The 25,684-nt window shown below is 74.0% G+C and carries 18 protein-coding genes; 12 read left to right on the top strand and 6 right to left on the bottom strand.

Annotated features, from left to right (window positions below; genetic code table 11):
* Positions 1–149 precede the first annotated feature (149 nt).
* Both pip and ACFV3R_RS08610 read left to right on the top strand, forming a co-directional pair.
* The gene (gene pip, locus ACFV3R_RS08615; RefSeq protein ID WP_385577701.1) at positions 150–1,136 is read left to right on the top strand and encodes a prolyl aminopeptidase; all 987 of its coding nucleotides are present in this window, start codon (positions 150–152) and stop codon (positions 1,134–1,136) included.
* A gap of 117 nt (positions 1,137–1,253) precedes the next feature.
* A complete protein-coding gene (locus tag ACFV3R_RS08610; protein ID WP_385577698.1) occupies positions 1,254–2,681 on the top strand; it encodes an MFS transporter in 1,428 nt (475 codons plus the stop codon).
* Positions 2,682–2,724: 43 nt separating this feature from the next.
* Here ACFV3R_RS08610 and ACFV3R_RS08605 read toward each other — a convergent pair whose 3' ends face one another.
* Both ACFV3R_RS08605 and ACFV3R_RS08600 read right to left on the bottom strand, forming a co-directional pair.
* The gene (locus ACFV3R_RS08605) at positions 2,725–3,078 is read right to left on the bottom strand and encodes an AzlD domain-containing protein (RefSeq protein WP_385577695.1); all 354 of its coding nucleotides are present in this window, start codon (positions 3,076–3,078) and stop codon (positions 2,725–2,727) included.
* Positions 3,075–3,776, bottom strand: a complete 702-nt coding sequence (locus tag ACFV3R_RS08600) for an AzlC family ABC transporter permease (protein WP_385577692.1) — start codon at positions 3,774–3,776, stop codon at positions 3,075–3,077. The genes ACFV3R_RS08605 and ACFV3R_RS08600 overlap by 4 nt, the downstream gene beginning before the upstream one ends.
* A 90-nt stretch (positions 3,777–3,866) precedes the next feature.
* Here ACFV3R_RS08600 and ACFV3R_RS08595 point away from each other — a divergent pair, with 90 nt between their 5' ends.
* From ACFV3R_RS08595 to ACFV3R_RS08585, 3 genes are all read left to right on the top strand, one after another.
* Positions 3,867–4,403, top strand: a complete 537-nt coding sequence (locus tag ACFV3R_RS08595; protein WP_385577689.1) for a helix-turn-helix domain-containing protein — start codon at positions 3,867–3,869, stop codon at positions 4,401–4,403.
* 128 nt (positions 4,404–4,531) lie between these two features.
* A complete protein-coding gene (locus ACFV3R_RS08590) occupies positions 4,532–7,153 on the top strand; it encodes a glycoside hydrolase family 3 C-terminal domain-containing protein (RefSeq protein WP_385577686.1) in 2,622 nt (873 codons plus the stop codon).
* Positions 7,154–7,162: 9 nt separating this feature from the next.
* Complete coding sequence (locus ACFV3R_RS08585) at positions 7,163–8,203, top strand: LacI family DNA-binding transcriptional regulator (protein WP_385577683.1); 1,041 nt, start codon at positions 7,163–7,165, stop codon at positions 8,201–8,203.
* Between the two features lie 340 nt (positions 8,204–8,543).
* Here ACFV3R_RS08585 and ACFV3R_RS08580 read toward each other — a convergent pair whose 3' ends face one another.
* On the bottom strand, positions 8,544–10,271 hold the full coding sequence (locus ACFV3R_RS08580) for a discoidin domain-containing protein (RefSeq protein ID WP_385577680.1): 1,728 nt from the start codon (positions 10,269–10,271) through the stop codon (positions 8,544–8,546).
* Between the two features lie 190 nt (positions 10,272–10,461).
* Positions 10,462–11,556 carry a DUF1996 domain-containing protein gene (locus tag ACFV3R_RS08575; protein ID WP_385577677.1) on the bottom strand — a complete coding sequence of 365 codons (1,095 nt, stop codon included), beginning with the start codon at positions 11,554–11,556 and terminating at the stop codon, positions 10,462–10,464.
* A gap of 426 nt (positions 11,557–11,982) precedes the next feature.
* On the opposite strand from ACFV3R_RS08575, the gene ACFV3R_RS08570 reads away from it, so the two are divergent.
* The 4 genes from ACFV3R_RS08570 (at position 11,983) to ACFV3R_RS08555 (ending at position 17,536) form a co-directional block, all read left to right on the top strand.
* Complete coding sequence (locus ACFV3R_RS08570; protein ID WP_385577674.1) at positions 11,983–14,031, top strand: phosphocholine-specific phospholipase C; 2,049 nt, start codon at positions 11,983–11,985, stop codon at positions 14,029–14,031.
* 301 nt (positions 14,032–14,332) lie between these two features.
* Positions 14,333–14,869 (top strand): Dps family protein, encoded by a 537-nt coding sequence (locus ACFV3R_RS08565; RefSeq protein ID WP_385577671.1) that lies wholly within the window; start codon positions 14,333–14,335, stop codon positions 14,867–14,869.
* Positions 14,870–15,026: 157 nt separating this feature from the next.
* A complete protein-coding gene (locus ACFV3R_RS08560) occupies positions 15,027–15,533 on the top strand; it encodes a spore-associated protein A (protein ID WP_385577668.1) in 507 nt (168 codons plus the stop codon).
* Positions 15,534–15,898: 365 nt separating this feature from the next.
* Positions 15,899–17,536, top strand: coding sequence for a CHAD domain-containing protein (locus tag ACFV3R_RS08555; RefSeq protein ID WP_385577665.1), 1,638 nt, complete (start codon positions 15,899–15,901; stop codon positions 17,534–17,536).
* Positions 17,537–17,710: 174 nt separating this feature from the next.
* Here the strand turns inward: ACFV3R_RS08555 and ACFV3R_RS08550 are convergent, their stop codons facing one another.
* Positions 17,711–20,086, bottom strand: coding sequence for an MFS transporter (locus tag ACFV3R_RS08550; RefSeq protein WP_385577662.1), 2,376 nt, complete (start codon positions 20,084–20,086; stop codon positions 17,711–17,713).
* Between the two features lie 284 nt (positions 20,087–20,370).
* A complete protein-coding gene (locus ACFV3R_RS08545) occupies positions 20,371–20,784 on the bottom strand; it encodes an SH3 domain-containing protein (RefSeq protein WP_385577659.1) in 414 nt (137 codons plus the stop codon).
* A 428-nt stretch (positions 20,785–21,212) separates the two neighbouring features.
* Here ACFV3R_RS08545 and ACFV3R_RS08540 point away from each other — a divergent pair, with 428 nt between their 5' ends.
* The 3 genes from ACFV3R_RS08540 (at position 21,213) to ACFV3R_RS08530 (ending at position 25,550) form a co-directional block, all read left to right on the top strand.
* Positions 21,213–23,822, top strand: coding sequence for a SpoIIE family protein phosphatase (locus tag ACFV3R_RS08540; protein WP_385577656.1), 2,610 nt, complete (start codon positions 21,213–21,215; stop codon positions 23,820–23,822).
* Positions 23,823–23,955: 133 nt separating this feature from the next.
* The gene (locus tag ACFV3R_RS08535; RefSeq protein ID WP_385577653.1) at positions 23,956–25,104 is read left to right on the top strand and encodes a molybdopterin-dependent oxidoreductase; all 1,149 of its coding nucleotides are present in this window, start codon (positions 23,956–23,958) and stop codon (positions 25,102–25,104) included.
* Positions 25,101–25,550 (top strand): hypothetical protein, encoded by a 450-nt coding sequence (locus ACFV3R_RS08530; RefSeq protein ID WP_385577650.1) that lies wholly within the window; start codon positions 25,101–25,103, stop codon positions 25,548–25,550. The genes ACFV3R_RS08535 and ACFV3R_RS08530 overlap by 4 nt, the downstream gene beginning before the upstream one ends.
* Positions 25,551–25,684 lie beyond the last annotated feature (134 nt).

Here is a 25,684-nt window from a genome sequence, read left to right as displayed (position 1 = left end):
GGTTCGACGTGTCCCGGGACGAGGCTTGAACGCCGCCTGGCTCGTCCCCCACCCCGAGCGCCCAGCTTCACCCCGCTGCTCAAGCGGCTCGACGACCACCTCTCCCCATCCCTGCCGCTCACCGGACAGGAGCCCTAGGATCAGCGGCCATGGTTGATCTCTATCCTCCGACCAGCCCCTACGACCACGGGCATCTCGACACCGGAGACGGCAACCGGGTCTACTACGAGCAGCTCGGCAACCCCGCGGGCAAGCCGGCCCTCAACGTTCACGGCGGCCCCGGATCGGGCGCGCCCCGCAAGCCCACGCGGGCCTGGGACCCCGAGCACTACCGCGTCATCCGCTTCGACCAGCGCAACTGCGGCCGCAGTACCCCGCACGCCAGCGACCCGGCGGCGGACATGAGCCTGAATACCACGCAGCACCTGATTGACGACATGGAGCGGTTGCGCGAGCACCTCGGCATCGAGCGGTGGCTGCTCAACGGCGGTTCCTGGGGGTCCACCCTGGTCCTGGCCTATGCACAGCAGCACCCTGAGCGGGTCAGCGAGATGGTCATCCCGGCGGTGACGACCACTCGCCGTTCCGAGATCGACTGGCTCTACCGGGGCGTGGGACGGTTCTGCCCCGAGGCATGGGACCGGTTCCGAGCGGGGGTGCCCGAAGGGGAGCGTGACGGCGATCTGACGGCGGCCTACGCACGTCTGATGGAGAACCCCGACCGGGCGGTCCGGGAGAAGGCTGCTGCCGACTGGCTCACCTGGGAGGACGCGGTCGTCTCAGGCGAGCCCAACGGCGTGCCCGGCATGTACAGCGACCGTGATGCCGACGCTCGGATCGCGTTCGTCCGTATCTGCGCCCACTTCTTCAGCCACGGAGCCTGGTTGGAGGAGGGCCAGCTGCTGCGTGACGCCCACAGGCTGGCCGGCATCCCGGCGGTGCTGGTGCACGGGCGGCACGACATGGGCAGCCCGGTGCGGACCGCCTGGGAGCTGGCCAAGGCGTGGCCGGACGCGCGGCTGCACATCATCGAGGACTCGGGGCACGCCGGGAGCGACGCGATGCGTCAGGTGACCCGTGCGGCCATTGAGAATTTCAAGCACTCCTCGCCCACTCTTCGGCCCCGCCCCTCCTGACACCGGGTACGTCCCTCCGCCCGCCCGGGCTGAGCGACGTCCCCCGGCCGGGCGGCGCAGACGGCGACCGGTGACGCTTCGTCGGGGGACGAAGCGATGCGCTCCTACCGTGACGGCATGACCCCGACACACCGTCCCACGACGCCGCCGACCGACCGGGCCGGCGGGACCGGCGAGGAGGCCTCGCCGTTGCGCAGCCCGACGCTCTGGGCCCTCTGCCTGGGCTACTTCATGGTGATTCTGGACAGCACCATCGTGAACGTCGCCCTCCCCGCGCTCCGCAAGGACCTCGGCGCCGGCCTCGCGGCCCAGCAGTGGGTGGTGGACGCCTACCTCGTCGTCCTCGCGGCGGGGCTGCTGTGCTGCGGGGCCTGCGCCGACCGGTTCGGGCCGCGCCGCGTCTTCCAGAGCGGCCTCGCCCTCTTCGTCCTGGCCTCCCTGGCCTGTGGCCTGGCACCGGACACCACGAGCCTGGTCGCCGCACGGGTGGCGCAGGGCGTCGGAGCGGCGCTCGCGCTGCCGTCCTCGCTGGCGCTGCTGCGCGTGTCCTACCAGGAGCGGAGCGCCCGCGCCCGTGCGGTCGGAGTCTGGGGCGCGATCGCGGGGATCGCGGCGGCCACCGGGCCCCTGCTGGGCGGGCTCCTGGTCTCGGCGGCGGGCTGGCGGCTGGTGTTCTTCGTCAACGTGCCCGTCGGACTGGTGGCGATGGCGCTCACCGCCCGCCGTGTGCGTGCTGTCCCGGGCCGCCCCCACCGGCTCGACCCGGCGGGCCAGGTCACCTCCCTCCTCGCGCTCGCCGCCCTCGCACTGGCGATGATCGAGGGCGGCCGGACGGGGGTGAGCAGGCCCGTCGTCCTCGCTGCAGCCGTCTTCGTCCTCGCCTCGCTCGGCTTCTTCCTGGCCGAACGCCGGGTCCGGGTCCCCATGATCCCGCCGCACCTGTTCGCCGACCGGACGCTGAGCGGGGCGACGGCCGTCGGACTCCTGATCAACCTGGGCTTCTACGGCGAGCTCTTCGTGCTGAACCTGTACCTCCAGCAGGTCCGGGGCGACTCGGCGCTGCTGGCAGGGCTGGCCCTGCTGCCGCAGATGGGGGTGGCCGTTCTCGGGTCGGCGCTCTCGGGACGGTTCACCGCCCGCACCGGCGGGCCGCGCGCCACCATGCTGGCCGGGCTCCTCGTCGGCGGCGCCGGCCTGCTGGGGCTGACCGCAGTGGGGCCGCACACCCCCTACCCCGTTCTGGTGGTACCGCTCCTGGCTGCCGGCTTCGGGATGTCGTTCACCATGCCGGCGGCCACCACCGCGGTGACCGAGAGCGCACCGGCAGCGCTCGCGGGGCTGGCCTCGGGGGTCATCAACGCCGCCCGCCAGGCCGGCAGCGTGATCGGCGTGGCACTGCTCGGCGCCCTGGCCGGCTCGGGCGGCACGGGTATGGCCGGCGTCCGGACCGCCCTGGCCGCCTCCGGGGTGGCGTTCCTGGCAGGCGCCGCGGTCACCGCCCGGCGGGTGGAGCGCACGGGCCGGGGCGCGACCGTGAACGGATGAGAGGCTCTCCCGGGCCACTGCTCCGGCGCCCCTCCTGCCGTCCTCACGCCACGCCGAGCAGCCGGAGCCCCCCGCTCACCGCGGCGGCCCCGAGCACCACAGCCAGGAACGGCACCCCCCGCCAGGCCAGCAGCCCGGCCGCCACCACCCCCGCAGGCCTGGCCCAGCCGGCGGGGCCGTGGCCCTCGGTGAGCGCGGTCGTGGCGATCAGCGCGGCCAGCAGCACCACGGTGGCCGTCTCCATCAGCCGTTGCGCCCATGAGGGGACGGTGAGGCGGTCGCGCAGGGCGAAGCCCGCCAGACGCAGGGCGTAGGTGCCGGCGGCCAGCACCGCCACGCCCACCGCGAGCGGCAGCTGCCCGGTGGGGAGCGAGCCGGTCAGGAGCGAGGAGCTCATCCGAGGCCCTCCTTCGGGGTGGCGGGTTCGTCCGGGGTGCGGGGGCGGGCGCAGACCAGCCCGGCAAGCGACAGCAGGACCGGCAGCCCGGTGGGGAGGAAGGGGGTGGCGGCCAGAGCCACCGCGGCGCCGGTGAGCGCCGCACGCCGGGTCGTCCGCTCCCGTAGCGAGGGCAGGATCAGCGCGGTCAGGATCGCGGGGAAGACGGCGTCGAGTCCGAAGGCGCGGGTGTCGCCGACCGCGTCTCCGATCAGCGCGCCGAGGAGGACCCCGGGCGGCCAGGTGAGGAGGACGCCCAGCCCGCAGGCCCAGAAGGCGGCCCGGCGCCGTGCCGGATCACGCTGCGACAGCGCGAACACCACCGACTCGTCGTTGGTGCAGTGGGCCGCCAGGGCCCGTAGCGGTCGGCGGCCCGGAAAGGGGCCGAGGGACAGGCCGAAGGGCACGTGCCGGGCGTTGACGAGGAGACCGGCGAGGACCGCGGCCACCGGGTTTCCACCGGCACCCACGATCCCGACGAACAAGAACTCCGCCGAACCGGCGACCACCAGCAAGGAGGTGGCCATCGGCACCCACAGCGGGAAGCCCCGGCCGACTGCCACGGCACCGTAGGACATGCCGGTGACCGCCACCGCCAGGCAGGCGAGGGCGATGGCGCGCAGGGCCGACCGGCCCAGAGTTCGGTACAACGAACGCATGACGCCTAGAATGAACGTACGAGTTCTTGTTCGTCAAGATGAACAAACGACTGATGGAGCGAACGAGTGGAGTCACCAGCAGGTCCGCCCATGGATGTCGTCTCCGCGGCACTCCGGCGGGAGCGTGCCCGGGCCGGGCTCACCCTGACCGAGGTGGCGCGCCGGGCGGGGATCGCCAAGTCGACCTTGTCCCAGCTCGAGTCCGGGGTGGGCAACCCGAGCCTGGAGACCCTGTGGGCGCTGTGCGTCACCCTGGACGCCCCCTTCTCGCGACTGCTGGACCCGCCCCGCCGCCGGGTCCAGGTGGTCCGTGCCGGGGAAGGGGCGCAGTTCTCCTCCGAACACGGCGACTACCAGGCCGCGTTGCTCGCCTCCTGCTCGCCCCACGCGCGCTGTGACGTGTACCGCATCGCTGCCGAACCCGGTCCGGGGCGGCTCTCCGAGGCGCACATGTCCGGAGTGGTCGAGCACGTCCTGCTCGGTTCGGGGCGCGCCCTGGTCGGACTCGCGGACGACCCGGTCGAACTCGGGCCCGGCGACTACGTCGCCTACCCCGGCGACCTGCCGCACCTCTTCCGGGCGCTCGAACCGGGCACCAACGCCTGCCTGGTGTCCGAACTCCTCTGAGCACCCGCCCGCCGGGCGCCGCCGGCCGCGGGGGAGGGGAAGCGGCGACATTGACAGCGCCGCGACGGCCCGGGACGCTTGGCGATGGGAGAGCGCTCTCCCATCACGGGGAGCCGAGGAGGCGCGGAGTGGGCGAGGCGGAGTGGGAGCGGCTGCTGGGCAAGCTGGACCTTCGGCAGAAGGTCCGCCTGCTGTCGGGTGCCACCGTGTGGCACACTCCGGACGAACCGGCCGTGGGGCTGCGGGCGTTGGCGATGTCCGACGGGCCGGTCGGGGTGCGCGGCGACTCCTGGGACGACCGCCGGGTCTCCCTCGTGCTGCCCTCCCCCTCGGCGATGGCGGCCACCTGGGACGAGGATCTGGTGGAACGGCTCGGCGGAGTCCTGGCGGAGGAGGCCCGGGCCAAGGGGGTCGACGTCCTCCTGGCACCCACCCTGAACCTCCATCGCACGCCCCTGGGCGGCCGGCACTTCGAGTGCTACTCCGAGGACCCGCTCCTGGTCGGCCGTACCGGCGCCGCGCTGGTCCGGGGCGTGCAGTCACAAGGCGTCGCCGCGACCGCCAAGCACTTCGCCGCCAACGAGTCGGAGACCGACCGCCTGACCGTCGACGTCCGGGTCGACGAACGCACCCTGCGCGAGCTGTACCTGGCCCCCTTCGAGGACGCGGTCGAGGCCGGGGTCGCGCTGCTGATGACGGGCTACCACACCCTCAACGGCACGACCATGACGGAGCATCCCCTGCTGGCCGAGGTGGTGAAGGGCGACTGGGGCTTCGAAGGTGTCGTCGTCAGCGACTGGGGGGCCGTGCGCACGACAGTGGCGGCCGCCCTCGCGGCGCAGGACCTCGCCATGCCCGGGCCGGACACACCCTGGGGTGAGGAACTCGTGCGCGCGGTGGAGTCGGCTCTGGTGACACCGGAGGCAATCGACGAGAAGGTGCGCCGGCTGCTGCGCCTCGCCGCGCGCCTGGGGGCTCTGGACGGCCTGGACTTCGTCCCGGACCTCACCGGTGCCGCCCCGGGCGTCCGGGAGCCGGCCGTCACCGCCGCCGGCACCACCGGTGTGCCCCTGGCCGCGGGTCTCCCGCCCGCGCCTGCCGGCACCGCCGCCGCGGCTCCCGGGAACGGGGAGGTCCGCAACGGTGGAACACCCCGGCAGGGTGCGGCCCCCGGTGGCGTCGCGACCGCCGGCGTGCTCCTGCGGCGGGCCGTCGCCGCCGGTTCGGTCCTGCTCGCCAACGACGGCACCCTGCCGCTGCGCCCGGCGACCCTGGACTCGCTCGCCGTCATCGGCACCCACGCCCGGGACGTGCGTGTCCAGGGTGGCGGCAGCGCCGAGGTGTTCACCCTGCCGGTGATCTCCCCGCTGGAGGCCCTGCAGAGGGCGCTGGCACCCACGACGCGGGTCGGGTACGCACCGGGCCCGGCCACCGGGGCCCTGCCGGCCCCGGTCGACGGGCGCCTGGCCCGGGACCCCAGAGGCGGCGCCCCCGGTGTCCTGCTGCGCATGCTCGACGAGGCGGGGGAGGAGCTGTACGCCGAGCACCGCCCCACCGGCCGCCAGCTCGAACCACGGCTGGTTCCCGGCGCCGACACGGTCGAGATCAGCGCGGTGCTCCGGCCCGGCACTCCGGGCCGGTGGACCTTCGGCGTCGCCGGGTACGGCCGGCTGTCGCTCCAGGTGGACGGCCACCTCGTCATGGACGAGATCCAGCCACGGGAGACCGACGACCCGGCCGTCGTCCACGTGCGACCGCCGCAGCGCTGCGCCACCGTGACCCTGCCCGCCGGCCGGGACGTACTCGTGGTGGCCAGGCGCCGTCTCGTCCCCGACGCCGGCCGCGCCACGGTGCTCACCGCCGCCCCGCCGGCCCCGCCCGACGACCGGGCGCTCGCCGACGCGGTGGCTGCGGCAGCCGCGGCCGACGCGGCGGTCGTGTTCGTCGGCACCACCGAGGAGAGCGAGTCGGAGGGACGCGATCGCACCACCCTGCGGCTGCCCGGCCGCCAGGACGAACTGGTCCGGGCGGTCGCCGCCGTCCAGCCCCGGACCGTCGCCGTCCTCAACTGCGGCGGCCCGGTGGAACTGCCCTGGCGCGAGGAGGTCGCCGCCGTCCTGCTCGCCTGGTTCCCCGGGCAGGAGGCCGGGCCCGGGATCACCGACGTCCTGCTGGGCGCAGCTGAACCCGGCGGACGGCTGCCGACCACCTGGGGCGCCCTGGCCGACGCACCGGTCACCGCCACCACCGGCCCCGCCGGCACCCTGCCGTACACCGAAGGGCTGCACGTCGGCTACCGCGCCTGGCTGCGCGCCCGGGCCGAACCCGCCTACTGGTTCGGCCACGGCCTGGGCTACACCGAGTGGGACCACCGCACGGCCCGCGTCGTCCGGCGGGCCGGCGAGGGTGCCGGCCACGAGGTCCACGTCGAGCTGCGCAACACCGGCACCCGCCGCGGACGTGAACTCGTCCAGGTCTACCTGTCCCGTGCGGACGGGCAGGTGGAACGTCCGGTGCGGTGGCTCGCGGGCTACGCGCACGTCGAGGCAGAACCGGACGCCACCGTGACGGCGGTCGTGCCCCTCCCGCTGCGGGCGCTGCGGCACTGGTCCACCGCCGAGCGGGGCTGGCGGGTCGCGGCCGGCCGCTACCGTGTGCTGGTGGGGCGGTCCGCCGGAGACCTCCCGCTGTGCACCGAACTGGTCGTCGATGAGGAAATCGCTCTCCCCAGCAACGGACGTGGCCGATAAGCTGCGTTCATGCGCGAAGACATGCCGACGCTGGAGACCGTGGCGCGGGAGGCCGGGGTCTCCCGCGCCACGGTCTCCCGCGTCATCAACGGCGTCCGCAACGTCGACCCCGTCATCCAGGAGCAGGTGCGGCTCGCGGTGGAACGCACCGGCTACGTGCCCAACCGCGCGGCACGCTCACTGGTGACCCGCCGCGCCGGGACGGTGGCGCTCGTCGTCTCCGGAGCGGGGGACGACTCCCCGAGCGAACAGAACGCCTTCGCCGCCCGTGTCTTCGCCGACCCCTTCTTCGGCCGCGTGGTCAGCGGTGTCGTCGGAGCGCTGCGCCCGCGCGCCATGCACCCGGTGCTGATGATGGCGGAGACGACCGCGGCCAGGGAGCAGGTCGTGGACTACCTGCGCCACCGGGACGCCGACGGCGCTCTCATCGTCTCCACCCACGCCGCCGACCCGTTGCCCGACATGCTCGCCGCCGAGGGCCTGACCGCGGTGCTCTTCGCCCGGCCCGCCCGGCCGGCGCCGCTCAGCTACGTCGACCTCGCCCACCACGACGGCGGCCGGCTCGCCGCCGAACGCCTGCTCTCCCGCGGCTGCCGCCGGGTGGCGACCATCTCCGGCCCGCTGGACGTGCCCGCCGGCCAGGACCGGCTGGCGGGCTTCCGCGACACGATGGCCCGACACGGCCAGCCCTACGTACCGGTCGCCGAGGGCGGCTTCACCCTCGCCAGCGGAGTGGCGGGCATGACCCGGCTGCTGACCGAACACCCCGATCTGGACGGCCTGTTCGCGGCGAACGACCTGATGGCCCAGGGAGCCTGCCAGGTCCTGCGCGAACGCGGTCGCCGGGTGCCGCAGGACGTGGCCGTCGTGGGCTTCGACGACTCCAGCGCCGCCCTCGCCTGTCGCCCGCCACTGACGACCGTGCGCCAGCCCGTGGAGGAGATGGCGGCCGAGATGGTCCGCCTCCTCCATGAACAGGTGCAGGACGGAACGCGGGACCTCACCTCGAGGATCTTCGAACCGGAGCTGGTGGTGCGGGAGTCGGCGTGAGCGGGGAGGAGGGGCGGGCTCCCGGAGCCGCGGACCGTGCCGGCTTCCGCCGTGCCGCGCCCCGTCCGCCTTCGCCTTTCTCCGCGGACCGGCGTTCGGACCGCGAGCGCCGGGCGTTTACCGCGTCGCTCCGGGGCGCTGTCCGAGGAGCCCTGCCGCCTCCTCCCGCGCGACCGGGAGGAGGCGGTGGCCACCCGCGGCAAGTGCGGGTGGCCACCGCCTCACGGCCGGGCGGGGGCGGCCGGGCGGCCACGAGGACACCGGCGGGTCCCGCCGGGCCACGGCTCACCCGGCCCCGGTGGCGCCCCGGGCGACGGGCGGCGCCGCCCGGTGGCGGACCTCAGCTGTAGATCCCGAACTCGTAGAGCGAGTAGCCGTAACCGGTGCCGCGGGCAGTGGCGTTCAACCGCACGTAGCGTCCGCTGGCGTTGACGTCGAAGTCGTCGATCCCGCCGTTGCCGGCCTTCACCTCGTGCACCGTCGTCCAGTTCTGGCCGTCACCGGAGACCTGGACGGTGTACGCCTTGCCGTAGGCGGCCTCCCAGGCGAGCTGTACGTGGTGCAGGGCCGTGGTCGCGCCGAGGTCGACCTGGAGCCACTGCGGGTCGCTCCAGTCGCTGGACCAGCGGGTCTGGAGGCTGCCGTCCACGGCACCGCCGGCCAGGCAGGGGCAGCCGCCGTAACTGTCGCTCTGCTGCGAGGAGGCGGTGGCGGGCTTGTGCAGGGCGACGTTCGTGCCGTTGACCGGCGGCGGCACGACCCGTATCGACCGGGTCTCGACGCCGACGTTGCCGTGCCCGTCCTTCGCCTTCACGTACAGCTTCCACACGCCGGGCCTGTCCGGCGCGGTGAACGTCAGCGTGCCGTTGCCCTGCTGGGTGGAGGGGACCGAGGTGAGGGCGGAGGAGTTGTCGATGTACTTGCTGCCCACCAGGACCTCGTAGGTGATCGCGTCCCCGTCCGGGTCGGTGGCCGGGGCCTTGACCGTCAGGGTCTGCGCCGCCGGGACCGAGGAGGGGTTCGGGACCGAGAGGTCGGAGATGACGGGCGGGGTGTTGTCGTGCGAAGTGTCACCGCCGTACATCTTCTTCACGGTGTAGTACGACAGGCGTCGCTCACCGGCGGGGATGAGATTGAACCACATGCCGCCGAAGTCGTATTCCGTGCCGTAGTGGAAGACGGTCGCTCCCAGGGCGACGCCCTTGTGCGCGGTGATGCAGTTCCACGCCTTGGTGTAACCGGCCGCCTTGTCGGTGTCCTTGGGCTCCTGCGGCACACCGTTGGCGTCGTCGGGCGTCTCCCACTCGCCGGCCGGACCGGTCTCGGTGATGATGTACGGCTTGGTGTAACCACCCGCTTCCCAGGCCGACTTCACGTTGCAGACGTCGTTGTAGGAGTTGACGGCGTAGAGGTCCAGGTCGGGGGCGTTCCTCTGGTAGTAGGGCCAGGCGCCCGTCCACGCGTCGGTGGAGGTCACCGGGTGGTTGGGGTCCACGCTGTGGATCTTCTTCGCCACGTCGTTGACGAAGGTGGTGTAGGCGTTGCGCTGGGTCTCCAGCTCCGCGCCGCTGTAGCAGTTCTGGAGGCCGAGCGTCGACTCGTTGCCGACGTTCCACATCAGGACGCCGGGGTTGTCCTTGTAGGTGTTCACCCACTTGGGGAACTCGGTGAGCATGTCGTTCTTGTACGTGGTGTCGGTGACGTAGTTGACGCAGCCACCGGATCCGGGACCGCCGCCGGGCTGCAACCAGAAGCCCGCGATGACCTTGATGCCGTTGGCCGCAGCGGCGTCGAAGAGGGGCGCGCTGGTGGCGTCGGTGCCCCAGGTGCGGACGGTGTTGACGCCCATGGACTTCAGGTCCGGCATGTACTTGGTGGCGTCGTTGGGGGACGGGCCCCAGGTGACGCCCTTGACGGTGTACGGCGAACCGTTCACGGACAACTGCCAGTTGCCCTGCGATCCGGTCACCCTGACCACGTTGCCGGCCGCGTGGGCGGCGGGCGCGGGCAGGGCGAGGGTTGCTGCGGCCAGCAGCGCCGCCGCGGTCAGCGGTGCGCGCAGGTGCATGGTTCCTCCAGGGAGCGGGTGGGGGGAGTCGGGTTGGGGGAACGGGTTGCTCTCCGGGCCGGCTGCCGCCGCAGCCGGCCCGGAGAGCGCTCTATGGCCCCGGCGGGGTGGGTCCGTGACCGCCGGAGAGGTCACCGGCCAGGTCGTGGTGCGGTCGGGGTCGGAGCGGGTGGAGGCGGCCGGCGCCGGGTTACGGCAGCCGGTAGTCGGGGCCCAGGGCGGCGCCCGCCTGCGGGTTGGTCTCGTCGTAACCGCGGGCGTCACACTGCAGGCCGCCGACGATGCAGTGGTCGACCAGCGCCTTGAGCGTCGGATCGTCCCAGGCGTTGAAGAAGTCGTAGTGGAAGGTGTAGGAGGCGCCGCTGGCCAGCCGCACCTTCGACATGTCGCCGTTGACGGGGAAGGCCATCTTGAACTCGACCATGGGCACCGCCACCGGGTGGTCGGCGGGGCAGACGTTGTCGTTCGTCCCCGGCTTCACCACCGGATAGGCCATGTGGCTCTTGTGGTCGGGGGTGTCCAGGTGGATGCCGTCCCAGCAACTCGGAGCCTGGAGACGGATGTTGAGCTGGGTGTCCGGGGTGCTCGGGCAGGTCGCGGGGAAGTCGATGTTGCCGTAGCTGTTGCCGCACTCCCAGCCCTCGACCCAGCCCTTGAGGTTGCGGAACTCGTCCCTGGTCTGCATCGGCGAGCCGACCACGTACCGCAGTCCCTTCGGGAACGGCCGGACGCTGGTGTAGTCGGTGACGCCCGCCTTGTAGTAGATGGTCTGCGGCCCGACCGGGTAGACGGGCTTGTCCCCGTTGAAGACGGTGGGCACCCAGTAGGCCGACAGGTCGTCCGGGGCCTTGCAGACGCTCTCACCCGCACTGAGCGAAGCCGTGGTGGAGTCCGCGGCCGTCGTGGTGTTGCCCATGAAGGTGTGGTTGTGGGAGGCGCCGGGCTGTCCCGGGTAGACGATCGGGTCGTCCGGGGCGGCGTGGGTGAAGTTGCAGTTGGCCTGGAACTCGTGGAAGTAGCGGTGCGGCGGGGTCGCGTCGGACGGTTTCACCCCGGTGACCGGGGGGTCGGCCATGATGTAGCCGTCGCCGTCCGGGTCGTCGCCGGAGGCGTACCGGGGGGCGGCCATGGTGTGGCCTGAGTGGGCGGCGGTCTGCGCGGTGACCTGGGGCGCGGTGTCGGGACCGGCCTGGGCGGCGAGGGTGACGCCGCCGAGGCCGAGGGCCGTCATGGCCATCGCGGTACCGACCAACAGTGCGGAAGTGGTGCCGGATCTCCTTGCCATGGAGACCTCCTGCCGGTCTTCGGCTCGGGTGGGGGTGGGCGGCCAGGCGCCCGGGGGCCGGCGGCGGGGCGGGGCGGCTGGTGCGGGCGCCGCCGATCGCGGTCGCCGGGCGACTGCGGGGCCGGCGGGCCCGGGTGCACGAGGGGTCCGCCGGGTCGGGAGAACGGCTTGGAGAGCGCTCTCCCATTGCCGGAGTGTTTCGCCGTCGGCAACTTCCTGTCAATAGGCGCGACATGGGCCGGGGGGCGGGACGGCAGTCGCGGTCAGGGGTGCTCCGGGGCCTTGGTGACAGTGTTCTTCCCGCCGATCTGCTGATGTCCTGATGGTCATCGCGTGGTCACCGGGATGTTCCGTGCCGTGGATGATCTCGGTTACCTTGCGCGTGCAGCCCAGACCGCGACCAGTTCCAAGGGGGAACCCCACCTCATGCCAGACCTCAACCGGCGCCGCTTCCTACAGCTCGGCGCCGCCACCGCGGCCTTCTCCGCCATGTCGCAGAGCATCAGCCGGGCCGCCTCGATCCCCGCGAACCGGGCCACCGGCTCCCTCAAGGACGTCGAGCACATCGTCGTGCTGATGCAGGAGAATCGTTCTTTCGACCACTACTTCGGTGCCCTGCGGGGCGTGCGGGGCTTCGGGGACCCGCGCCCCGTGACCTTCCCGAACGGAAAGCCGGTCTGGCACCAGCCCGACGGCGCGAAGGAGGTGCTGCCCTTCCGGCCGGACGCCGACGATCTCGGCCTGCAGTTCATCCAGGACCTCAACCACGACTGGGCGGGCACCCACCGGGCCTTCAACAACGGCAAGTACGACCAGTGGATCCCGGCCAAGTCCGCCACCACGATGGCGTACCTCACCCGTGAGGACATCCCGTTCCACTACGCGCTCGCCGACGCCTTCACCGTCTGCGACGCCTACCACTGCTCGCTCATGGGCTCCACCGACCCCAACCGCTACTACATGTGGACGGGGTACGTCGGCAACGACGGCAAGGGCGGCGGGCCCGTCCTGGGCAACGAGGAGAAGGGGTACGGCTGGACCACCTACCCCGAGCGCCTGGAGCAGGCCGGTGTCTCCTGGAAGATCTACCAGGACAAGGGCGCGGGTCTGGACGCCGACGGCGGCTGGGGCTGGGGCGACGACGCCTACATCGGCAACTACGGGGACAACTCGCTGCTCTACTTCAACTCCTACCGCAACGCCCAGCCGGGCGATCCGCTGTACGAAAAGGCCCGCACGGGTACCGATGTCAGGAACGGCGACGGCCTCTTCGACGTGCTGGCTGCCGATGTCAAGTCCGGGAAACTGCCGCAGATCTCCTGGATCGCCGCCCCCGAGGCCTACAGCGAACATCCCAACTGGCCGGCCAACTACGGCGCCTGGTACGTCTCCCAGGTCCTCGACGCGCTCACCAGCGACCCGGAGGTCTGGAGCAGGACGGCGCTGTTCCTCACCTACGACGAGAACGACGGGTTCTTCGACCACGTCGTCCCGCCCTACCCGCCCAGCTCCGCCGCCCAGGGCCTGTCGACCGTGGACGTCGGCGCGGATCTCTACACCGGCGGAGTGGCCGGCTACGCCCCAGGGGCCTACGGCCTGGGCCAGCGCGTACCGATGCTGGTGCTCTCCCCGTGGAGCACGGGTGGCTACGTCTGCTCGGAGACCTTCGACCACACCTCGATCCTGCGCTTCATGGAGAAGCGTTTCGGGGTGCGGGAGCCGAACATCTCCCCTTGGCGGCGGGCCGTGTGCGGCGACCTGACCTCGGCCTTCGACTTCAGCAAGGCCCACGCCGCCCCCACCGCGCTGCCCTCCACCGACGCCTACGCACCGCCGGACCGGGACCGCCACCCCGACTACGTGCCCGAGCCGCCCGCCCAGGGCAGCGTGCCGACCCCCGAGGCGGGCACCCGGCCGGCCCGGCCGCTGCGCTACGCCAGCGTGGTCGAGGGGGCGCCCGACACCGACGCGGGCCGCTTCGTCCTCACCTTCTCCGACGCCGTGGGCGCCGCGTTCCTGGTGACCTCCGCCATCCGCAGCGACGGCCCGTGGACCTACACCGTCGAGGGCGGGAAGAAACTGTCCGACAGCTGGGCCACGGCGTCCGACGGCTCGTACGACCTGACCGTCCACGGGCCCAACGGCTTCCTGCGCACCTTCCGGGGAAAGGTGACCGCCGACCTGCGGGTCACCGCGCACGAGAACCGGGCCACCGGCGGCGTGGAGCTGGTTCTCGCCAGCCACGGGCGGGCGGACTGCCACCTCACCGTCACCGACGGGTACGGCGACGCGGAGCACCGGCTCACCGTGCGGGCCGGCCGGAGCAGCCGGCACGCGGTCGCCGCCCGGCGCGCCCACCGCTGGTACGACCTGACGGTGCGGTGTGAGGACGACCCCGGCTTCCTGCGGCGGTTCGCCGGTCACGTGGAGACCGGCGCCACCGGTACCAGCGACCCGGGCCTGACCAGGGGCTGAGAACGGACCCGACGCGACCCCGGCATGGTCCCGGTCCCGACCGGGGCGGCCCCGGCCCGCTTCCCCCGCCCGGGACGGCGTGCCGGGTGTATCCCCGGGCCGGTGTACGTCCGGCCGGCCCGGCGTGTCTCCCCCGAACGGCGGTGGACACGCCGGGCACGGCGGGCGGGGGCGGGCGGACGGTGATCGCATGGGCGGCGGCGGTCCGCCCCGCAGGCGGGCCGGAAGGAACCGCGCCCAGTAAGAGAGGCATCCCACCGTGACCCCCAGTGGCTCCGCTCCCCAGTACACCGTTCCCGGCATGACCCCGCAGGCGGGCAGCGAGGTCATCAAGCTGCTGCGCACCCGGTTGCACGCCCTCACCGACCTGCACCTCACGCTCAAGCACGTGCACTGGAACGTGGTGGGGCCCCACTTCATCGCCGTCCACGAGATGCTCGACCCGCAGGTCGACGCCGTGCGGGACATGACCGACACCACCGCCGAGCGCATCTCCACCCTCGGTGGTTCGCCCTCCGGCACGCCCGGGGTGCTGGTGGCGGAACGCACCTGGGACGACTACGCCATCGGCCGCGCCGAGTCCATCGAGCACCTGGGCGCCCTGGACCTGGTGTACACGGGAATCATCGAGGACCACCGCGCAGCCGCCAGGGCGACCGAGGAGAGCGATCCGGTCACCCAGGACATGCTCATCGAGCAACTGCGCAGCCTGGAACTGTTCCAGTGGTTCGTCCGCGCCCACCTGGAGAACTCTGGTGGCGCGTTGAGCACGAGCCGCGCCAGTTCCGAGCGGGACGCCGCCCACCGGGCCACCGAGCAGGCGCGCGACCAACCCTGACCTGCCCCTTCTTACCGGTTCCAGCCGCCACGGGTGATCAGTTCCCTACGGGCGAGGATGGCGGAAAAGCGACGGAACCGCACGGAGGTCGGTGACGTCCCTTTTGGTGTGCGGCACACCGGTGCGGCACACGACCAGCAAGAGGGGGAGTCACACCATGCGTCTGAAGAAGTCCGCTGCGGTGCTCGCAACCGTGCTGCTCGCGGGGTCCGGCCTCGCCGCCACCGCCGGGGTCGCCTCGGCTGCCACCCCTGCCGCAGCAGGAGGCCACGGTTCCGCCGCCTCCGCCGCCGCGAAGCCCGCCCCCGCCAAGGGCGCCGCGACCTCGGCCAAGGCCACGGCCGCGCGTGCGGCGGCCTACAACGGTGCCTGCGGCAGCGGGTACACCGTGATCAACTCTGCGCCCATCGGCAGCCTGGGCACCGTCTACCTCACCTACAACTCCGCCAAGGGCACCAACTGCGTCGTGACGCAGCGCGCCAAGGCGGGAACCGCCGTGCCCATGTCGGCCACGGTGTCCACCAAGTTCGGCACCGACACCGACAAGGGCAACTACACCACCTACGCCGGGCCGGTCACGGTCAACGGCCGCGGCGTCTGCGTGGCCTGGGGCGGGGCCATCAGCGGGCAGTCCTACGCCAACGCCGGCTCCAACTGCGGCTGAGACCAGGGGTGGGGGGGGGGGGGGGCCCCCCCCCCCCCCCCCCCCCCCCCCCCCCCCCCCGGCCCCCCCCCCCCCCCCCCCCCCCCCCCCCCCCCCCCCCCCCCCCCCCCCCCCCACCCACNNNNCCGGGGGGGGTTGTGGGGGGGGGGGGGGGGGGGGGGCCCGGGGGCGCCGCCCACCCCCCCCCGCGGCCACCCGGGGCGGGTTCGCGGGGGGGGCGGGCGGGGCCCCCCCGCCCCCGCCCGCCCCCACGCCCGTCCCTCAGACGGCACACCGCCCCCACCGGTGTGCGAGCAGAGCGCCGAACGGACGAGGTCTGACCGCTCTGTCCGTATACGCGGCTCCGGCCGGGGAACGCGTGCACCATGGGACAGAGCCACACGGAGACCGAGCACACCTACCAGGGGCCGGGTGAGGTGAGCCTGCCGGAACTGCGGGGCCTGCCCGGCGTCACCGAGGTCCGCCAGGCCGCCACCGAGGAGTTGGACGCCCTCTACTACGACACCACCGACCTGCGACTCCTGGGGCTGGGCGTCACCCTCCGCCGCAGGACGGGCGGTCACGATGCCGGGTGGCACCTCAAGGTGCCCTCCACCGGCGGAGATCCGGCGTCGCGCCAGGAGTACCGGGTGCCGCTCGGCACCGGTGACGACGACGGGCTGCCGGCCGAACTGGCCCGCCGGGTGCGGGCCCGCTCCCGCGGCGCCGACCTGGTTCCCGTGGCGCACCTGCACACCCGCCGCACCCGCCGGCTGCTCCTGGACGACACCGGCCGCACCCTGGCCGAGGTCGCACACGACCACGTCAGCGCCCAGATTCCGGGCCTGGAGCGGATCCGGGCGGCAGGGACGCACCCGGAGACGGAGTCCGAGCAGGCCGGTGACGACGGCGGGCAGGGGAACTCCGCACACCTGATGGCCTGGTCGGAGGTGGAGGCCGAACTCGTCCACGGAGAAGCCTCCTTGCTCGAGGCGGTGGACCACCGGATGGCCGACGCCGGGCTGACGGTGCGTCCCGGCGCCTCCAAGCTGCGGCAGGCGATGGAGAGCGGCGGCCGAGCCCCGCAGCCGCAGACGGCGGCTCCGCCTGGCAGCGCCGGCGAAGCGGTCCTCACCCGGCTGCGGGAGCAGCGCGCCGTACTCCTCGACGCGGACGCCGCCGTCCGGGCCGACGAGGCGGACTCCGTCCACCGCATGCGGGTGGCCGCCCGCAGGCTTCGCGCGGCGCTGACCAGCTACCGGCGGCTGCACGAAGCGGGCGCCACCCGTCGGCTCACCAGCGAACTGAAGTGGCTGGGACAGGTGCTGGGCGAGGCGCGCGACCACGAGGTGCTCGCCGCACGGCTGCACGCCGACGCCCGGGAACTGGCCACCGAGCCCGCCACCGCCGCCGTGACGCGCACGCTCGCGGGCCGGGTGGCGGCACAGGAGACCGCTGCCTACCGCGAGGCGTGGCACAGGGTCGTGCAGGTGCTGGACAGCGAGCGGTACTTCGCCCTCCTGGACCTCCTCGACGCCCACCTGGCCGCACCGCCGTTCGGTCCGCGGGCGCGTCGAGAGGCCGCCGGCGAACTACGCAAGGCGGTCGTGCGGGAACACCGCAGGCTGACCCGGCGCGTCGAGCGGGCCCGCACCGCTCCGGTCGGCCCGCCACGCGACCGTGCCCTGCACGAGGCGCGCAAGGCCGCCAAACGGCTGCGCTACGCCGCCGAGACCGCCCGGCCGGCGGCGGGCCGGCCCGCGGCACGGCTCGCCAAGCGCGGCAAACGGCTGCAACAGGTGCTCGGCGCCCACCAGGACGCCGTCGTCGCCCAGGGCGAGCTGCCGCTGCTGGCCGACCGCGCCGAGGCGGCGGGCCGGCCCACGTACGGCTACGGCCTGCTGCACGCCCGGGCGCAGGAAGCGGCGCGCGGGGCCGAGGAACGGTGGCCGAAGGCGTGGCGGAAACTGCGGAAGACCGAGCGGCGGGCCGTCACCCGCTTCACCCGCGGCGGCAAGGGCTGAGGGGAGCCGCCGGACAGTCCCGTCCATCCCATCGCGGCCCGGTGCCCGCGTCGCGGGCGGGGGCTTCGTGCTCGGTGACGGTGCCCGGCCGGCGGCGCGGGGTCCGTGCGGCCCGCGCCGCCACGCCGGTTCGGCGGCGTGGGACGCGTGTCGGTGCCGCCGTCCCGGACGGCGTCACACCGGCAGGAGGTCCTCGTGCCCTGCCCCCGGTTCGTCCGCCACCACCACGTCCAGCTCCCGGCGGGCGCCGTCGGAGAGGTCCACCCGCACCGCGGCGGCGGCCGGTCCGGAGACGCGGAGCGTGTACGCCCCTGCGGTCAGGTGGTCGAAGGCGAAGGCGCCGTCCCGCCCGGTCACCGCGGCGCCGAGGACGGCGCCGTCCGCACGGGTGAGCGAGACTACGGCCAGTCCCGTCAACCGGCCGTCGCGGTCGCGGACCCGTCCGCGCAGCGCCGCCGCAGGAGTCAGCGTGACCTCGTGGGGGCGCTGAGCCGGGTCCCCGCCCTCGTCCACCTCCACGTACCGGGCCGCCGGCAGGTGTCCCGGCGCGCTCAGGGTGAGCGTGTAGGCACCCGGCGGCAGATCCGTCAGCTCCCACTGGCCGCCGGCCCGGGTGGTCGTGCCCGCGATCACCTCGCCGGCCGCGTCGGTGACCACCACCACGCCGGCCGCGACCGGTCTGCCGCCGCCGCCCCGCAGGACGCCGGGGAGACGGCGGGCCCGGGTGAGGCGGACGTCGAGCGGCCCGGGGCCCCCGCCGGCCACCGCCACCGCCGTGGAGGCGTACGGGCGGTGGCCCGCCGCGGCGACCGAGAGCACGAACGTGCCGGGAGCCGCCGTGTCGAGCGCGTACCACCCCGTCCGGTCGGTGCGGGCCCGGCCCGCCTGGCGGCCGGACCGGTCCACCAGCGTCACCCGCGCCCCGGGCACCGCACGCCCCGCCTCGTCGGTGACGTGGCCCGTGAAGCCGTGGGCGACGAAGGCCGCCGCCGGCGCCGCCTGGTTCGCGGACATGGCCTCACCGGCCAGCGCCGGCCCCTCGACGGCCGGGGAGTTCTCGCCGCCGGCCAGCAGACGCGGCTGGACGGTCGTCCTGCGTGACGGGAGGAAGAGGGCGAGCAGGAGGCCGACGGCGACGGCGCCGGTGGCGATGAGGAAGGAGGTCCGGAACCCGTGGAGGGTGGGGACCACCGCACCGCCCGCGTGCGTCGCGGTGCGGGCCAGCACCATGCCGATCACGGCGCTGGATACGGACGTCCCCAGCGAACGCATCAGCGTGTTCAGCCCGTTGGCGGCACCCGTCTCCGAGGGGTCCACGGCTCCGATGATCAGGGCGGGCAGCGAGGAGTACGCCAGGCCGATGCCGGCGCCCACCACCACCGAGACCAGGACGGTCTGCCAAGTCGCGCTCATCAGCCCGGTGCCCGCGCCGTACCCGACCGCGATCACCAGCATCCCGGCGATCAGGGAGGTCTTGGGGCCGCGGCGGGCGGAGATGCGGGCGTACAGCGGCGCGGTCAGCATCATCGTCAGGCCGAGCGGCGCCACACACAGTCCCGCCACCACCATCGACCGGCCGAGTCCGCCGAAGGACCGGGGGAGTTGGAGCAGCTGCGGGAGGACCAGGGAGATGGCGTAGAAGGCGACACCGACCATCACCGACGTCAGGTTGGTGAGCAGCACCTCGCGGCGGGCGGTGGTGCGCAGGTCCACCAGCGGGTCGCGCAGGCGCAGTTCGAGAAGGCCCCACAGCACCAGGAGCGCGACGGCGGCACCGAGCATGCCCAGGGTCCGGGGCGACCCCCAGCCCCAGTCGCTGCCCTTGGTCACCGGCAGCAGCAGGCAGACCAGGCCGGCGCTGAGTCCTAGGGCGCCGACCACGTCGAAGCGCCCCGCCGCCCGCACCGGGCTCTCCGGGACGAGCGCCAGCGCCAGGGCGACGGCCAGCACGCCCAGACCCGCGGCGCAGAAGAACAGTGCGTGCCAGTCGGCGTGCTGGGCCACCAGCGCCGCCACCGGCAGGGCCAGACCGCCGCCCACCCCGATCGAGGAGCTCATCAACGCCATGGCCGAGCCCAGCCGTTCGACTGGCAGGACGTCCCGCATGAGGCCGATGCCCAGGGGGATGGCGCCCATCGCGAACCCCTGGAGCGCCCGCCCCACGATCATCGTCAGCAGGTCGTCGGTGAGGCCGCACAGCAGCGAGCCGGCGACCATCACCGCCAGGCTGACGAGCAGCATCCGCCGCTTGCCGTGGAGGTCGCCCAGCCGGCCCATGATGGGTGTGGCCACCGCACCGGCCAGGAGCGTCGCCGTCATCACCCAGGTGGCGTTGGCCGGCGAGGTGGTCAGGAGGGCCGGCAGGTCCTTGATCACGGGGACGAGGAGGGTCTGCATCACCGCCACGGTGATGCCCGCGAAGGCGAGGACGGGGACGACGCCGCGCCCGGGGCTGTCGGGAGGCGGAGTCGTGGGGGACTCCGCGGTGGATATGGACGACGCGGCGTTGCTCTCCGCCGAGGCGGCGAGCTGGTCGGTCGTAGGGGTCATTCGTGAGGCCTCCGTAGGGGAACCTTCGATGAGTGCGGGCGGCGACGCGTTCGACGCGTGCACCGTCCAACCCACCGATTGTGCAGGCCTATTCCGCAGCCCGCACGGTCGCACTGCGGTTCCCCCCGGCTCCGCCGCGCGCCCCCGGCACGAACGGCGAAAGGCCGCCTCCGGTCCCCGTCGGGGAGGACCGGAGGCGGCCTGAAGGTGTCCGGGTGCGGCGTCCGCGCCCGGGGCCGCCGGTACCCGCACCGGAGGGGTGCGGGTACCGGCCTGCGGCGTGCTCAGCCCATGGCGTGGGAGTCGGCCCCGCCGGGGCGGTTGTTGTTCTCGTAGCGCTGGACCTGGTTGCAGTACGGCACCTGGCCGTGGTTGGCGACGTACGCGGCCGAGACCCAGGTGTTGCGGTCGCGCAGCAGGTACCAGACGGTGTTGCCGTTGATGTTCTGGGCGCGCACCTTGCAGCGCAGCCCCACGGTGGCCTGGTAGGGCAGCGTGCCGCGGACCGAGGAGTCGGTGCTCGGGTACATGCGCTCGTTGACGCCGGTACGGGCGGTGACCGTCCCGTAGGGCTGGTGGGGGGCGGCCGCCTGGGCCGGCCCGGAGGTGAAGAGCGTTCCGCCCAGGGCGAGGGCCGTCGCGACGGTGGCGGCGGTACGGCTCAGGCCGCCCGAGAGCAGCTTGGAGTGCACGGACATGGGTTCCTCCCGCGTGTGGCTGCGAGCGCCGCGTGGCCCGGTCCGGCCGGGCCCGCGGAGCGATTTCCGTGCGCCCCAACGCCGCCCGGGCCCCTCCGGTCACGCAGCAGCAGCCGCACGGGTGAACGAGGCGGCGCGTGGCGGGTCGGCCGGAGCGCGGACCGCTCCCGCACCACCGGCGTACCGCGGCGCGGAGTCACCGCGGGGCGGCATGACCGAAAAGAGGTGAAATGCGCGTCAGGCGGCGCGGAGAACCTATGATCATGCGATGACGGGCGTGCCACCGTCCTCCTCAGGGTGACCGCGCCACGGAAGGACGGACACCAGGCGGGATACGGGACCGAGGATTCGTGACGCGAGGCGAACGGTGGAGGCTGCGCGGGCGGCGGCGACGTCCAGAGGCGGACGGGCGCAGCGTCGCGGGTCAGGTGCTGGGCTTCCAGGTCCTCATCGTCCTGTTGCTGGTGGCCGCCGGCATCGTGGCGCTGGTCCTCCAGGCCCGCGCCGGTGACGACCGGGAGGCCGGCGACCGCAGCCTGGCGGTGGCCGAGACCTTCGCCCACTCCCCGGGCCTGCCGGAGGCGCTGGCCTCACCCGACCCCACGAGCGTCCTGCAACCGGAGGCGGAGGCCATCCGCCACCACTCCCAGGTCGACTTCGTCGTCGTCATGAACACCGCCGGCATCCGCTACACCCACCCCCGCCGCGACCTCATCGGCAAGCACTTCATCGGCGACATCCGCCCCGCCCTCCGGGGGCAGCAGACCACCGAGCACCTCACGGGCGCCATCGGCCCCCTCGTCCAGGCCGTGGTACCCGTCACCGAGAGCGGCAAGGTGATCGGCCTGGTCGCGGCCGGCGTCACGACCGACCGCATCCAGGGGGCGGTGGACCAGCGGCTGCCCGTCCTGGTCCTCGGCACCCTCGCCGCGCTGGCCGTGGCCACCCTGGGGGCCGCCCTCGTCAGCCGCCGCCTGCGCCGGCAGACCCACGGCCTCGGGCCCGCCGAGATGACCCGGCTGTACGAACACCACGACGCCGTCCTCCATGCCGTGCGCGAGGGCGTCGCCATCACCGACCCCGATGGGCGGCTGCTGCTCGCCAACGACGAGGCGGCGCGTCTCCTGCAACTGCCCGAGGAGCCGAACGGCCGCCACGTCACCGAACTCGGGCTGCCCCAGGAGGTCGTCTCGCTGCTGACCTCGCCCGAGTCCGTCACCGACGAGATCGTGCGCGCCCACGGCCGCCCGCTCGCGGTCAGCACCCGGCCCACCCGACCGGACCGGACGTCGGCAGGCCGGGTCGCCACCCTCCGCGACTACAGCGAGCTGCGCTCCCTGGCGGGCCGGGCCGAACAGGCCAGGGAGCGTCTGGACCTGCTCTACACCGCCGGCACCCGGATCGGCGCCACGCTGGACGTGACCCGCACCGCCGAGCACCTCTGCGAGGTCGCGGTGGGCCGGTTCGCCGACTACGTCACCGTCGAACTGGCCGAACCGGTGCTCCGCGGCGAGGAGCCGCCGCCGGGCGCCCGCACGGTCCGCGTCGCCCTCGGCACCTCCCGCGAGGACCACCCCCTGCTGCCCGCCGGCACGCCCCTGAGGCTGCCGCCCTCCTCCCCGCAGGCGGTGGCCATGGCCGGCGGCACCTCCCAGCTCGTCCCCGACGTCCGGCAGGCCGGCGACCGCGACCTGGGCGACCCCGCGGAGTCCGGCGCCGTGGCCGCCTCCGGACTCCACTCCCTCATCGCCGCCCCGCTGCGCGCCCGGGGCGTCCTCCTCGGCGTCGTCAGCTTCTGGCGCTCCCGAGCCCCCGGCCCCTTCGACCACGAGGACCGGTCGGTGGCGGACGAACTGGCGGCCCGCGCCGCCGTCAGCATCGACAACGCCCGCCGCTACACCCGCGAGCACGACATGGCGGTCACCCTCCAGCACAGCCTCCTGCCGCGGGCCCTGCCGGAGCAGAACGCCCTGGACGTCGCCTCCCGCTACCTGCCCGCACAGTCCGGTGTGGGCGGCGACTGGTTCGACGTCATCCCCCTGTCCGGCGCGCGGGTGGCGGTGGTGGTCGGCGACGTGGTGGGGCACGGCCTGCACGCCGCGGCCACCATGGGACGGCTGCGCACGGCGGTGCACAACTTCTCCGCGCTCGACCTGCACCCCGACGAGATCCTCGGTCACCTCGACGAACTGGTGATGGGCATCGACGAGGCCGCGGACCCCGACACCGCACCCATCGGCGGCGCCACCTGCCTCTACGCCATCTACGACCCGGTGACCGGGCGGTGCGACGTCGCCCGGGCCGGCCATCTGCCGCCGGCGCTGCTGCTGCCCGACGGCACGGTGCACTACCCCGACGTCCCCGCGGGCCTGCCGCTGGGGGTCGGCGGCATGCCCTTCGAGACCACCGAACTGACCCTGGCCGAGGGCACCCAACTCGTCCTGTACACCGACGGCCTGGTGGAGAACCGCGACCACGACATCGACGAGGGGCTGGACCGGCTCCGGGCCGCCCTGGAGAGCAGCGCCGCGCAGGACGGGCCCGGGGTGCCCGAGCACACCTGCCAGTCCGTGCTCGACGCGCTGCTGCCCGACCGGCAGCGGGACGACATCGCCCTGCTGGTGGCCCGCACCCGCGTCCTCGCCGCCGATCACGTGGCCACCTGGGACCTCCCGGCCGACCCGGCGGCCGTCCCCCCGCTCCGGTCCGCCGTCTCCCGGCAACTGACCGACTGGGGGCTGGAGTCGCTCGCCTTCAGCACCGAACTCATCGTCAGCGAACTGGTGACCAACGCCATCCGGCACGGCGGCCCACCCGTGGCGGTACGGCTCATCAAGGACCACGCCCTCATCACGGAGGTGGCCGACGGGGGCAGCACCGCCCCCCACCTGAAGTACGCGGCCAGCACCGACGAGGGCGGCCGGGGCCTCTTCCTGGTCTCCCAGATGGCGGTGCGCTGGGGTACGCGCTACACCCCCACCGGGAAGGTCATCTGGGCCCAGCAGAACCTCGAACCCCAGCTGCCCGAGTTCGTCTGAGGCCCTCCCCGGCGGCAGCTCCTACCGCACCCCCCCACCGGTCGCCACCGGCCCCGGACGGGGCGGTCGCCCGGCCCGGCGTTCGCGTTCCGTAAGAGTCCCAAGCCCCCTACCACCGCCGTCAGGAGGTGAGATGGAGGGCATGAAGGTACCTGTCCGGCTGCTGCGGCCACCGGGGTCGGCGAGCCCTCTGCACGACGCGCGGACGGCCACCGTCGTCGGCCGCCTCCTCGGCCCCGCCCTCGCGGTGTGCCTCGTCACCGGGGTCGTCAGCCACTACCTCAAACACCCGCCGGGCCCGCTCCTCGACGTCCTGCCCACCCGGCCGGTCTGGGGCTACCGCCTCTCGCAGGGGCTCCACGTCGCGAGCGGCACCGCGGCCGTGCCGCTGCTGCTGGCGAAGCTCTGGGTCGTCTACCCGCGGCTGTTCACCTGGCCGCCGGTGCGCTCCCTCCTGCACGCCCTGGAACGGCTCTCGGTGGCGCTGCTGGTGGCCTCGGCCGTCTTCGAGGTCTTCAGCGGCCTGCTCAACACCGCCCAGTGGTACCCCTGGCCGTTCTCCTTCGTCCCCGTGCACTTCGCCGTCGCCTGGCTGCTGGCCGGCGCGGTACTGCTGCACCTCGCGGTCAAGGCCCCCGTCGTCGCGGCCCACTGGCGCCGCCACCGGGCCGGGGCCGCGCCGGCGGACCCGGACGCCCGGGACCGGCGGTCCTTCCTGGCCGGGCTGGGAGCCGCGGCGGCCGCCGTGACGGTCACCACCGTGGGCCAGTCGTTGACGCCGCTGGCCCCGCTGGACCTGCTGGCGCCGCGCCACCCCGGCCACGGGGAACAGCAACTCCCCGTCAACCGCACCGCCGAGGCCGCGGGCACAGCCGCACTGGACGCCGGGAGCTGGCACCTGACCGTCAGCGGGCCGCGCCCCTGCCGCCTCTCACTGGACCAGCTGCGGGCCATGCCGCAACACGAGGTGGAGCTCCCCATCGCCTGCGTCGAGGGGTGGAGCAAGTCCGCCCGGTGGACGGGGGTACGCGTCGCCGACCTCCTGGACCGCGTCGCCGCACCCCCCGGCTCCCGGGTCCGGGTGACCTCCCTCCAGACCCACGGCCCCTACCGCGTCTCGGAGTTGCCGCCCACCCACGCCCGCGACCCCCTGACCCTCCTGGCCCTCACCCTCAACGGGCAACCGCTCTCACCCGACCACGGGTTCCCGGCGAGGATCATCGCCCCGAACCGGCCAGGCGTGCTGCAGACCAAGTGGGTCGGCCTTCTGGAGGTGTCATGACCGGCCGCGGCACCGGGGCGGCAAGGACGGTGCGGCTGCTGACCGCCCTGCTCGGCCTGGCCTCGACGGCGTGGGGCGCGCTGCTGCTCTCCTCGGTCGCAGAGGCCTGGGGCGCCGTGCGGTGGCTGGCCGGGGCGGTGGTCCTGCACGACGGGGTCGTCGCACCACTGGTCCTGGGCGCCGGTACGTTGCTGGCCGGGCTGCGCGAGGGGCCCCGGGCGGTGGTGCGCGGCGCGCTGCTGACCGGCGGCTGCGTGACGGCAGTCGCCGCCCCCGTCCTGCTGCGGCCCGGCCGGCCCGCCAACGCCACGGTGCTGCCCCTGGACTACCCCGCCGACTGGCTGCTGGTGCTTGCCGCGATCGCTGTCTGCGCCGCCGTCCTGCTGGTCGGGTCGGCGGCGCGCCGACGCGGGAGGCCGACGGTACGGGACCGGGAGGACGGGTGACGGGGCTGCGGGCCGGGCGGAGGCCCGGCCCGCCACCCGCGGCCCCCCCCAGAAGCCGCCCCCGCCGGGGCGGGCCACGAACCCGCGTCCCCCCCCCCCCCCCCCCGCGGCCCCCCCCCCCCCCCCCCCCGCCC

The organism is Streptomyces sp. NPDC059740, assembly GCF_042733155.1.
Lineage (GTDB): Bacteria > Actinomycetota > Actinomycetes > Streptomycetales > Streptomycetaceae > Streptomyces.
This window is presented reverse-complemented; position numbering and strand designations above follow the sequence as displayed.

Coding starts and splice junctions, on each gene's coding strand:
- pip (WP_385577701.1), top strand. CDS start 150: ATGGTTGATCTCTATCCTCCGACCAGCCCCTACGACCACGGGCATCTC.
- ACFV3R_RS08610 (WP_385577698.1), top strand. CDS start 1,254: ATGACCCCGACACACCGTCCCACGACGCCGCCGACCGACCGGGCCGGC.
- ACFV3R_RS08605 (WP_385577695.1), bottom strand. CDS start 3,078: ATGAGCTCCTCGCTCCTGACCGGCTCGCTCCCCACCGGGCAGCTGCCG.
- ACFV3R_RS08600 (WP_385577692.1), bottom strand. CDS start 3,776: ATGCGTTCGTTGTACCGAACTCTGGGCCGGTCGGCCCTGCGCGCCATC.
- ACFV3R_RS08595 (WP_385577689.1), top strand. CDS start 3,867: ATGGATGTCGTCTCCGCGGCACTCCGGCGGGAGCGTGCCCGGGCCGGG.
- ACFV3R_RS08585 (WP_385577683.1), top strand. CDS start 7,163: ATGCGCGAAGACATGCCGACGCTGGAGACCGTGGCGCGGGAGGCCGGG.
- ACFV3R_RS08580 (WP_385577680.1), bottom strand. CDS start 10,271: ATGCACCTGCGCGCACCGCTGACCGCGGCGGCGCTGCTGGCCGCAGCA.
- ACFV3R_RS08575 (WP_385577677.1), bottom strand. CDS start 11,556: ATGGCAAGGAGATCCGGCACCACTTCCGCACTGTTGGTCGGTACCGCG.
- ACFV3R_RS08570 (WP_385577674.1), top strand. CDS start 11,983: ATGCCAGACCTCAACCGGCGCCGCTTCCTACAGCTCGGCGCCGCCACC.
- ACFV3R_RS08565 (WP_385577671.1), top strand. CDS start 14,333: ATGACCCCGCAGGCGGGCAGCGAGGTCATCAAGCTGCTGCGCACCCGG.
- ACFV3R_RS08560 (WP_385577668.1), top strand. CDS start 15,027: ATGCGTCTGAAGAAGTCCGCTGCGGTGCTCGCAACCGTGCTGCTCGCG.
- ACFV3R_RS08555 (WP_385577665.1), top strand. CDS start 15,899: ATGGGACAGAGCCACACGGAGACCGAGCACACCTACCAGGGGCCGGGT.
- ACFV3R_RS08550 (WP_385577662.1), bottom strand. CDS start 20,086: ATGACCCCTACGACCGACCAGCTCGCCGCCTCGGCGGAGAGCAACGCC.
- ACFV3R_RS08545 (WP_385577659.1), bottom strand. CDS start 20,784: ATGTCCGTGCACTCCAAGCTGCTCTCGGGCGGCCTGAGCCGTACCGCC.
- ACFV3R_RS08535 (WP_385577653.1), top strand. CDS start 23,956: ATGGAGGGCATGAAGGTACCTGTCCGGCTGCTGCGGCCACCGGGGTCG.
- ACFV3R_RS08530 (WP_385577650.1), top strand. CDS start 25,101: ATGACCGGCCGCGGCACCGGGGCGGCAAGGACGGTGCGGCTGCTGACC.